This is a genomic window from Cryobacterium sp. Y62, from assembly GCF_002929785.1.
GTDB lineage: Bacteria > Actinomycetota > Actinomycetes > Actinomycetales > Microbacteriaceae > Cryobacterium.
The window spans coordinates 1-9511 of sequence record NZ_PJJK01000055.1; the positions used below are offsets into that span (position 1 = coordinate 1).

10 protein-coding genes are annotated in these 9511 nt (G+C 62.7%); 4 read left to right on the plus strand and 6 right to left on the minus strand.

Going from position 1 to position 9511, the window contains the following annotated elements; genetic code table 11:
- The first annotated feature begins 697 nt into the window (after positions 1-697).
- The 3 genes from CXY71_RS01090 (at position 698) to CXY71_RS20890 (ending at position 2073) form a co-directional block, all read left to right on the plus strand.
- Positions 698-1252, plus strand: a complete 555-nt coding sequence (locus CXY71_RS01090) for a hypothetical protein (RefSeq protein WP_104133884.1) — start codon at positions 698-700, stop codon at positions 1250-1252.
- Between the two features lie 42 nt (positions 1253-1294).
- Positions 1295-1540: a site-specific integrase gene (locus CXY71_RS01095; protein ID WP_104133885.1), complete on the plus strand. Its 246-nt coding sequence runs from the start codon at positions 1295-1297 to the stop codon at positions 1538-1540.
- Positions 1541-1935: 395 nt separating this feature from the next.
- Complete coding sequence (locus CXY71_RS20890; protein ID WP_158252928.1) at positions 1936-2073, plus strand: hypothetical protein; 138 nt, start codon at positions 1936-1938, stop codon at positions 2071-2073.
- A gap of 50 nt (positions 2074-2123) precedes the next feature.
- Here CXY71_RS20890 and CXY71_RS01100 read toward each other — a convergent pair whose 3' ends face one another.
- From CXY71_RS01100 to CXY71_RS01125, 6 genes are all read right to left on the minus strand, one after another.
- On the minus strand, positions 2124-3221 hold the full coding sequence (locus tag CXY71_RS01100; RefSeq protein ID WP_158252929.1) for a glycerol dehydrogenase: 1098 nt from the start codon (positions 3219-3221) through the stop codon (positions 2124-2126).
- Positions 3214-4023: an SDR family NAD(P)-dependent oxidoreductase gene (locus CXY71_RS01105; protein ID WP_104133887.1), complete on the minus strand. Its 810-nt coding sequence runs from the start codon at positions 4021-4023 to the stop codon at positions 3214-3216. The genes CXY71_RS01100 and CXY71_RS01105 overlap by 8 nt, the downstream gene beginning before the upstream one ends.
- On the minus strand, positions 4013-4993 hold the full coding sequence (locus CXY71_RS01110; RefSeq protein ID WP_104133888.1) for a transketolase family protein: 981 nt from the start codon (positions 4991-4993) through the stop codon (positions 4013-4015). Before CXY71_RS01110 ends, CXY71_RS01105 begins: the two co-directional genes overlap by 11 nt.
- Positions 4986-5831, minus strand: a complete 846-nt coding sequence (locus CXY71_RS01115) for a transketolase (protein ID WP_199184136.1) — start codon at positions 5829-5831, stop codon at positions 4986-4988. Before CXY71_RS01115 ends, CXY71_RS01110 begins: the two co-directional genes overlap by 8 nt.
- Positions 5824-7467, minus strand: a complete 1644-nt coding sequence (locus tag CXY71_RS01120) for an NAD(P)/FAD-dependent oxidoreductase (RefSeq protein ID WP_104133890.1) — start codon at positions 7465-7467, stop codon at positions 5824-5826. The genes CXY71_RS01115 and CXY71_RS01120 overlap by 8 nt, the downstream gene beginning before the upstream one ends.
- 285 nt (positions 7468-7752) lie before the next feature.
- A complete protein-coding gene (locus CXY71_RS01125; protein WP_104133891.1) occupies positions 7753-8598 on the minus strand; it encodes an IclR family transcriptional regulator in 846 nt (281 codons plus the stop codon).
- Between the two features lie 15 nt (positions 8599-8613).
- Here CXY71_RS01125 and CXY71_RS01130 point away from each other — a divergent pair, with 15 nt between their 5' ends.
- A complete protein-coding gene (locus tag CXY71_RS01130; RefSeq protein WP_199184137.1) occupies positions 8614-9159 on the plus strand; it encodes a 2,4'-dihydroxyacetophenone dioxygenase family protein in 546 nt (181 codons plus the stop codon).
- The last annotated feature ends 352 nt before the right edge of the window (positions 9160-9511 follow it).

Genomic DNA, 9511 nt, shown 5'->3' on the forward strand with positions numbered 1-9511 from the left:
AGGTCAGTACCGCACTACAACCGAGATCGACCGGGCAAGGTGAACTCGACGAACGCCATCTCACTGATCAGAGCTCGCGCTGGTGGATGTTCCTCGAGATCCTTGGCCCGATTGTCGAGTTCGAGGAGCATGCTCTGATATCTGAACGGACCCGGGATGGGCTGGCCTCGGCCCGTGCCCGGGACGACAGGCAGAAACAAAACTTGAACTGCGCCAGGTCAGGCTGGCCAGCGAGATGTAGGAGAAGGAGAAGAAGAACGCCGATGGCAAACGGGCCCGCACCGTCGAGCACTCCACCGAGAAATTCGGAGCCACTCGCCCTACGTTCTACCGACATCGGGCAAACCGTGAGCCGCAGCCGTCCACCGCGAAAGAGTGCGTCGCCACATGCAGCCGATAACGGTGAGAAGATCTCACGTGGCACTTTATTCCCTTCTCATAGCTACCGAGCGTGGGCAGGTGCTGACGTTGCCCGTAGGAGAAACGGAACTGCCCACCTGTTGTACGCATCAATGATGCGGTCATATCATTGATCCGGCAACACCGCGGGAGAGATCGACCCCACCTCATTGGCACGCCTACTCGACTACAGCCCCCAAACGATGGCCCGCCATGCCAGCGCCACCACCTCGAGCTACGTCATCGACCAGAATCCCCGCTTCGCGAAGGAACGTCCCAGCACAGGACCTGCCCTCACATGAAGTCCGACACGGGTCACTTCCCCTGGGAGTGGACAATTGGCGACGTCGATGACGCGTTCTCTCATGCCCGGTCGGTGCAGAATCTTTCGCAATCGAAGGTTCGTGCGTATCAGACAGCGGTGAAGGTGTTCTGCGATTTCCTGCTCAACCCGAACTATGACTGGAACGAGCTCCGCGGCCGCACATTCGGCTCCTCCCTGTCGCAGGTGGTGACCGAGTTCAATCGGGCGCGGCATGTTCAACGCAATAAGCAGCAGCCGCAGAAGCGTTCGTTCACACGGCGTGAGCTGCAGGACTTCTTTGACCTCGCCACTCTCGAGGTCGAGCGGGTGGTGGACTCACACCGCAAGGGCGCCGTGACCGCCTATCGGGACGCGGTCGCGTTCAAGACCGCCTATGTCTGGGGCTGCGCGCGAACGAGACCACGCATCTGCAGGTCGTCGATTTTTCTCGGAACCCGCACGCTCCACAGTTCGGCGATTTCGGGGTACCGCAGGTGCGCTTTGGAAAGTCACAGAAGGGCTCCCCGTCCAAGCGTCGTTCGGTGCTGACAGTGTTCGAGTGGTCTGCCCAAACGGTCCACGAATGGATCCGTGGGGCCTGCCGGACTGAACCCGCCGCCGGATCTTTTCCCCACCAGCACCGGCCTGGTCGTGCCGAAATCGAACCTACGACGCCGGTTCCGATCGTTCATCGACGAGCTGGGGTTCCCGACCGGCTTGGACCTGCACTCATTCCGCCGGTCGTGCGTCACGCATCTGGTCGAGTTCTATGCGTTCCAGCAGACGTTTATCCAGAAGCAACTCGGCCACGGACACGTCTCGACGACATCGATCTAAACCCCGCGTTTCTGACGACGATCAGGTTCGTGTACAGAATCGGGTACTGGAGAACACCCTCGCTAACGCGACGAAGCCCTCTACCCCTTGGGAGAAACCCGCATGAAACGACAGATCGAATACCAGTGGCGTGTTCGAGAGCTGATGGCTCGCCACGGGATGCGCAACAGCCGCGAATCAGCCGATCTGCCGCGACTGCGCCGCCACCACCACAGCCCTGACCTGCACACGCTGCGGCGAGGAGGCAGAACGATTCCGCAGCGGGCACCTGCATCCGCTGCATCCTCCGGGACGACCTCGCCGCACTGCTCCGGGCCACCACTCTCCCGGACCTGCGACTGAAACGCCTCATCGAAATCCTCGCGACCGTTGAACGATCAGAAAGTATTTACACCTTGATTCGAGGCCAGCAAGCGCACGAACTCCTCACCAGGCTCGGTGCCCGCGACCTTGAACTCACCCACGACGCCTTCGACGCCCTCCCGCCCACACGCGCCGTCACCCATCTGCGCGAGATCCTCATCTGGCCCTAACCCCGTTGTGTGGACACACCGCGACCCGGCGATCGCGAGAGGTGAGTGATTCAGACCGCGACGAGCCGTTCCACGCGGAGAATCGCCGCGACCACGGCGGCGTGATCGACCTGTGCGCCGGCGACGTTTCGAACGTGGGGCGCGGTGAGAGTGCCGTTCGCGACGTCGCGGACCACCTCGTCAGAAGGAGTTGCACCGAGATCGCCGAGGCTGCGCGGCAGGCCTATCGAGGCGAGGAAGCCCGCGACATCCATTATCTCAAAGTCGCTCGACCCCGTGAGCGCGAGCTGCATCAGCAGACCGTATGCAACGTGTTCACCGTGTAGCTTCGACGCCGCACCGGGCACCGCCATCAACCCGCGCGTCGCCGCGTGCGCAATCGACAGTCCGCCGTTTTCGAAGGCGAGACCGGAGAGCAGGATGACCGCCTCTACCGTGTCCTCGAACGCCTGATCGATCCGTCCCGCAACGTGCGACGCCAGCGCGGCAGCGGACTCCTCACGCAGAATGCGGTAGCAGCCTGCAGCGATCACGGAGGCGACTTTCAGACCGCGCGTGCCCTGCATCGTGTGGCCGCCGGCGGCCCGGCAGGCCTCGACCTCGAAATGTTTGGACAGCGCGTCGCCGATGCCCGCGGAGAGGAAGCGTGGGGGCGCTTGGGCGATCACGGCGGTGTCGACCAATACCAGGGCAGGATTTCGTGCCAGCAGTGGAACTTCGCGTAGCTGGTGGTCGTCGTTGTACAGGGCGATGGCGCGGCTGGCGGGGGAGTCGTTGCTTGCAATCGTCGGCACGGTCACGACGGCAACCCCGAGCATCCGGGACACCCCCTTGGCGATGTCGATCGTCTTGCCGCCACCGACCCCTACGACGACGTCGGTATCGGCGGGTGCGCCGTCTGCCGCCGCGGCGATGCCGGACTCGGTCACTTCGGCCGAGACGGGCCGGCACGCGATCGCCACCCCGGCGGCCGAGCATACCTCAGCGATGCGCGGCTGGAGGCGGTCGAACAGGAAGGCGTCGATCAGCACCAGGCAGGATTTCCCGACACGAGCGAGCTCGGTGCCGATCAGGTCGAGAGCACCCGGGCCCTGCACGTACCGGCCGGTCGCCCCGAAGATCCGCACGTCGGTCTGCGACTCAGTCACCGGGAAACGCATCCTCGGGAGCGCCGTAGGCAGTGTAGGCGCCGTCGACGGGCAGCACCACGCCGGTGATAAAGCGCGCCTGGTCGGACGCGAGGAATGCGAGTGCCTCGGCCACGTCGGTGGCCGTTCCCATCTCCCCGGTGGGCGATCTTCGAACGATGGCGTCGACGTCGAGCCGCCCTTCGGCCATCAGCTTCTCGGTCATGGCGGTGTGGATGTAGCCGGGTGCCACGGCATTGACCCGAATGCCGTACGGTGCCCACTCCGAGGCGAGCACTCGCGTCAGCATGCTGACCCCGCCCTTCGACGCGCTGTATGCCGTTCGCCGGGGCAGCCCGATGACACCGGCGATAGAACTCAGGTTCAGGATGACTCCACCGCCGGTTTCGCGCATGATACGCGCGGTCGCCTGGCACATCAGGTAGCTGCCGGTCAGGTTCACGTCGATGATCCGCTGCCAGTGCTCCAGGTCCTGCTCGAGCGTCGGAGCCCGGCCCTCGGCGATTCCCGCGCTGTTCACGAGCACGTCGATGCGGCCGAAGCGCGCGAGCACCGCCGCGGTCAGGGCGTCAACTGAGGGCTGCAGGGAGACATCTACCTGCAGTGCGAGGTGGCCCTCACCCAACAGGCCGTCAATCGTGCCCGACGCCGAATCGACGGCGAGGTCGACAGCGACGATGTGGGCGCCGCGCCCGGCGAAAAGCTCTGCCGCCGCCCGGCCGAGGCCGCTCCCCGCCCCCGTGATCACAACGACCCGTTCGGCGAGGCTGCCTACCGGCAGCCCCCCGACCTCAGATGCCATCGATCACCGCGCGCGTGATGCGGGTCTGGTCGAGGCCGCCTTTCTCCTCCATATAGGCCTGGGATCCCGCTTCGTGGAAGCGGTGCTGGATGCCGATTCTGATCAGCGGCACTTGGATGCCCGCATCGTAAAGTGCCTCGACAACGAGTGTCGCGAGTCCCCCGCTCATTTGGTGGTTTTCCGCGATCACCAGGCGTTCAACCCCGGCAACGAAACGCAGCACGCCTTCGGTGTCGAACGGTTTTATGGTGGGCACATGCAGAACGCCAGCCGAGACTCCATGCTCGGTCGCGGCATCCGCTGCCACCAGAGCTCGCTGAGTCATGAAGCCGCTCGAGATGACGCCCACCTCGGATCCGGTGCGGAGCTCCTTCGCCTTGCCGAATTCGAAGGTGTACTCATCGGGGTCGAACACGACGGGCACCTTGCCGCGCAGGCTTCGCACGTAGACGGTGCCTTCGATGTCGGCGACGGCTTTCACCACCTGGGCGAGTTCGGTCGCGTCGCACGGGTCGATGATGGAGAGGTCCGGGATCATGCGCAGCACCGCGATGTCGTCCGTGGCCTGATGTGTCGCCCCGTAGGGATTCATCAGACCGGGCATTCCCGCGAGTATCTTCACGTTCGCTTTGCTGTGGGCGCAGGCGATGATGAGAAAGTCCAGGGCTCGCCGGGTGATGAACGCCGCGTAGCTGGTGCAGTAGGCGATCTTGCCGGTCTTGGCGAGACCCGCTGCGATGAGCAGCAGGTCTGCCTCGGCCATTCCGACCTGGAAGAAGCGGTCAGGATGCGCGTCGCGGAACGGGTGGATGTCGCTGAACCGGCCCATGTCGGCGGTGAGGCCGACGATCTCGGGTCGGTGCTCGGCGAGCTCGACAAGCGCCCTCCCGAGAGGAGCGACCTCGTACGGGCCTTCGACGTCGAGGATCTCGCCCATACCGCCGGCGCGGCCCGACTTCAACTCAACCATTGTTGCTCTCCAGTTCCTCGCTGAGCAGTGCCCACTCGTTGGGGTCGACGCGCACGAAGTGTGCCCGGTCGCGACGTTCCAGCGTGGGGATCCCCTTGCCGGGTGTGGTACGCAAAATGATGGCCTTGGGCCGGCCATCGCGCTCCCGCAACTGGTCGAAGGCGGCCATGATGGCCTCGATGTCGTTGCCGTCGATCTCGCGGGTATCCCAGCCGAATGCGCGCCACTTGTCGGCGATCGGTTCTATGTCGAGCACCGTGGGGCCGTCGGCCTGAATGCCGTTGCAGTCGATGACAGCAACGAGGTTGTCGATCCGATGGCTCGACGCTGCCATCGCGGCCTCCCAAACCGAACCCTCCTGCAGCTCTCCGTCGGAGAGCGTACAGATGATGCGTCCCGGATGCTTGTCGAGACGGTAGCCGAGCGCCATGCCTACTGCCTGGCCGAGCCCCTGTCCGAGGGAACCACCGGTGATCTCGACTCCTGGCTGGTCGTCGAACGTACTCAGGGCCAGGTCGGCGCCGTTGAGACCGAAGTCATCGAGCTTCGTTTCAGGGATGTAGCCGATGCGGTGGAGCACGGCGTACAGCGCGATCGAGTAGTGGCCAATGGAGAGCACGAAGCGGTCGCGACCGCTCCACGCGGGATCGTCGGGGTCGTAGTCCAACTCCCGGTAGTAGACGACCGCCAGGAGGTCGGCGATGTCCATGCCCTGGGCGACATAGCCCTCGCCTTTGTCGGCGGCCATCCGCAGAATGGTGCGTCGAAGCTCAAGCGCTTCGAACCGAAGCTCGGCTGCGGTTCGAAGCCTCGTATTGAGAGGCATCGGCTTAGGCATTCACGCGCTCCGCGGGTTGCCCGTCGAGAAGGAAGCGTTCGCCGAACTCCGTATCCCGGTCGGCTTTCATGTGATCCATGTACGCCGCCATTCCCCCCATGAAGAAGTAGTTCCTCACCGGCTTGCCGGGGATGTTGGCTCCATTAATCCACGAATTGACCTTCGGGAACAGCGTTGCCGCAGCAGTGCTGTCCGACAGCTCCATCCAGTCTTCTTCGGCCTTCTGCGAGGGCTCGAGGGTGGCGGCTCCGGAGTCAATGGTGTGCCTGATCGCGTCGGTGATGAAGTTCACCTGCGCCTCGTGCACCGGGGGCTGGTTCGTGAACGGGCTCATCGGTCCGTAGACCATGTACATGTTCGGGAAGTCCGCGGTCATGGTGCCCATGTAGGCGTGCGTACGGTCGCGCCACTTGTCCTGCAGCGTCAGGCCGTTTCGGCCCTGCTGGAAGATACGGAGCTGGTTGCCCGAGACGGCGTCGAAGCCGGTGGCGAGCACAATGACGTCGAGTTCGTACTCGGTGTCGCCGGCACGGATGCCTTTCTCCGTAAATTCAACGATCGGGGTTTTCTTCACGTCAACCAGGGTCGTCGTAGGCAGGTTGTAGGCCTCGAAGTAACCGTCGCAGCAGAGCGGGCGCTTCGCGTAGAGGTCGGTCGGCACGAGGAGTTCGGCGACGATCGGGTCTCTCACCGTCTCCCGGATGTGCTTCCCTATCACATCGGTCGCAGCCTTGTTCGCAACCAGGCTGGTGCCCACGTCATTGAAGGCCTTAAACATGTACTGGAATCCGCCACCGTCGTCGTAAACCTTCTCGAAGGCCTCGTGGCGGGTGGCCTCGTCGACACTCTCGGCCGAGACGTTGCTCTCGGTGAAGCCGAACGCGGTGGTGGAGTAAAGAAGGTCATGGTGGTATCCGTCGTAGTTCTCGCGGATGCTCTCGAGCAGGCCGGGGTCGATCGGGCGGTGGCGTGAAGGCACGACCCACTGGGCGGTGCGCTGGAACACTGTGAGGTGCTCGGCGATGGGCGAGATCTCCGAGACGAGCTGGATGCCGCTCGATCCGGTGCCGATGATACCGACCCGCTTACCGACGAGGTCGACCGGTTCGTGCGGCCAGCGTGCGGAGTGGTAGATCTCACCGCCGAACTTCTCTTGGCCCGGGAACTCCGGCACGTTGGTGGCCGAGAGCAGGCCGACTGCCTCGACGAGGAACCGGGCCGAGAACTGCTGGCCCTTGTCGGTAGTGACGCGCCAGCGTTCGGCCTTCTCGTCGAAGACCAAGCTCTCGATCTGGGTGTTGAACTGGTAGTGGTTGCGCAGGTCGTAGCGGTCGGCGACGTGGCCCAGGTACGCGAGGATCTCGGTCTGGCGCGGGTAGCGCTCCGACCACTTCCACTCGTTGTAGAGCTCCTTATCGAAGAAGTAGCAGTAGGCGTTGACTTCGGTATCCGACCGGGCGCCCGGGTACCGGTTCCAGTACCAGGTACCTCCGACGTCGCCTGCGTTGTCGAATGCCTGAACCGTGAGGCCAAGGTTGTCGCGCAGGGCGTGCACCGAGTAGAGACCTGCGAACCCACCTCCGATGACGACCGAATCGACCTCGATTACATCCGGTCGTGTAGCGACATTGCTCATCGTCGGAACCCTTTCTCTTAGAAGTGATTAGGAATCGATCATCCCCCCGCCATCGGCGGGCCGGTGGGAGGCGTCGCAATATGGGACATCGCCGATTCGCACGTATGAGGTGCCAGAGAGACTGGGGCCGTGGTCCAGCAAAGAAAAGGCGACGATGCCTCGGTCACCAGTGGGCCTCACCCCGTTCAGCTGCGAGAGCGGAAAATGCCCTGCAACTATTTAGAGACCAAAGTTCACTCCAACGCCACTCTCGCAACCAATCGGCATTTTGCGCTTGAGGTCACCTCAATTGCTTGCCTCTGAGGCCGTCTCCAGGAGAGCCACCACAATTTCCCGCTCTGTGCGGAGGAACCGTTCAATGGGTGAAGACACCGTCAGAGCTGCGACTACACGACCATCAACACGGATCGGCGCGCTGACCGAGTACACGCCTTCTCGGTATTCCTCGCAATCACGCCCCAGTCCTTCAGAACGAACGCGATCGAGGTCGGCGTCAAGCGCAGCGCGGTCAAGGAGCGTGTTGGGCGTGTGGCGCACAAACTCGTAGCCGTCGAGAACGATTTCGAGTAGGGTCTCATCAGCGTGCGCCAGCAAGAGCTTGCCGCTCGCTCTGGCATGCACGCTTTGGGTGAAACCCACCTCAAGTCCAACCACACGCACGGCATGAGCGCCCTCCACGGTCGCAAGAATTTGAACATTCCCTCGGTGCCAGCCGGTGAGAAACGTCGTCTCACGGGTGCGAGCAGCTAGACGGCGCAGCGCATCACGGTGTGCCAACGGGGTCCGGGGGCGAAGTACTGGCGAGTTCGCAATCTCAACAGCCGCAGGTCCGAGCTGATAGCGCTTCCCCTCGGTCTTCATCAACAGGCCTTCCTGAGCCAGAGTGGAAAGCAGGTGATAGGCAGTGGAGAGCGTGAGCTCAAATTGACTGGCGATTTGCGATGCGGTCTTGCCCTCGTAAGAGTGTGACACCTCGAGAAGAATGCGGGATGCCCGAGCTACAGACTGGATTGAGGTTCCATTCTTCAGGGGCATGCTGCCACCAATCTTGTGCTGTTGACTTTCGAGAGCTAATGCGAGATTCTGACGCAGATGGCGGTAGTAACTACAGCTATTTGCCAATGATGGCATAGGACTGGAGTGATAATGACGCAGAAGCTACCTGCTGAGGCAACAAGAGGTGAAGCCGCAATCCCGTATCGAGGCGAACAGCCGTTCGGGATGGTCGATGACTTGGTCGTGCCGGGCGCCATCGATCTCGACGACGATGCAAGATTCTGGGTTCCACAATCGAAAGATGTGAGTTTTAAACCGCTGGTGCTGTCAGTGAGCCAGGGCTATTTTGTAAACGTCCTTCGGGTCAGAAAGAACGGCATATTGTCGCGGCACCGTCATGCTGGTCCGGTGCACGCGACCGTACTTCGCGGACGCTGGCACTATCTCGAGCACGCATGGTGGGCGGAAGAGGGCTCGTATGTATTCGAGCCACCGGGGGACATCCACACTCTTGAGATTCCCGACGGAGTAGCGGAAATGGCGACGCTGTTCCATGTGACTGGTGCATACATTTACGTTGATCCGGATGGGAACCCGACTGGAGTAGAAGATGTTTTCACAAAGATCGAGAATGCGCGGGCGCACTACGAGAAGGTTGGGCTCGGCGCCTCCTACGTGGAACAGTTCATCCGGTGAGTCGTCCGTCTGACCGTGTTCATGCAGCCGGACTGGGGTCAGGTGCAGCGGAAGCTGGCCAGGGGCGAGGGACGGTGAAGATGCTGTACCAGGAGCATGTCGACGTAAGCGGTCAGGCGGGGCAAGCTGCGATGAGTTATGACCGATGCTACCGGTTTTACAGCGATCACGCGGTGGTCGATGCGCCTCGTCACGGGTCGGCCACAAGAAGGTGTGGCCTTGGAGGGTGGTGCGCTAACGTGATCGCCGGTCACGTCCCGCCGGTGTTACGCGCGTTCGAAGATGGCGGCGAGTCCCTGCCCGCCTCCGATGCACATGGTTTCGAGGAGGTAGCGGCCTTCGGTGCGCTGCA

Coding starts and splice junctions, on each gene's coding strand:
- CXY71_RS01090 (WP_104133884.1), top strand. CDS start 698: ATGAAGTCCGACACGGGTCACTTCCCCTGGGAGTGGACAATTGGCGAC.
- CXY71_RS01105 (WP_104133887.1), bottom strand. CDS start 4,023: ATGGCATCTGAGGTCGGGGGGCTGCCGGTAGGCAGCCTCGCCGAACGG.
- CXY71_RS01110 (WP_104133888.1), bottom strand. CDS start 4,993: ATGGTTGAGTTGAAGTCGGGCCGCGCCGGCGGTATGGGCGAGATCCTC.
- CXY71_RS01115 (WP_199184136.1), bottom strand. CDS start 5,831: ATGCCTAAGCCGATGCCTCTCAATACGAGGCTTCGAACCGCAGCCGAG.
- CXY71_RS01120 (WP_104133890.1), bottom strand. CDS start 7,467: ATGAGCAATGTCGCTACACGACCGGATGTAATCGAGGTCGATTCGGTC.
- CXY71_RS01125 (WP_104133891.1), bottom strand. CDS start 8,598: ATGCCATCATTGGCAAATAGCTGTAGTTACTACCGCCATCTGCGTCAG.
- CXY71_RS01130 (WP_199184137.1), top strand. CDS start 8,614: ATGACGCAGAAGCTACCTGCTGAGGCAACAAGAGGTGAAGCCGCAATC.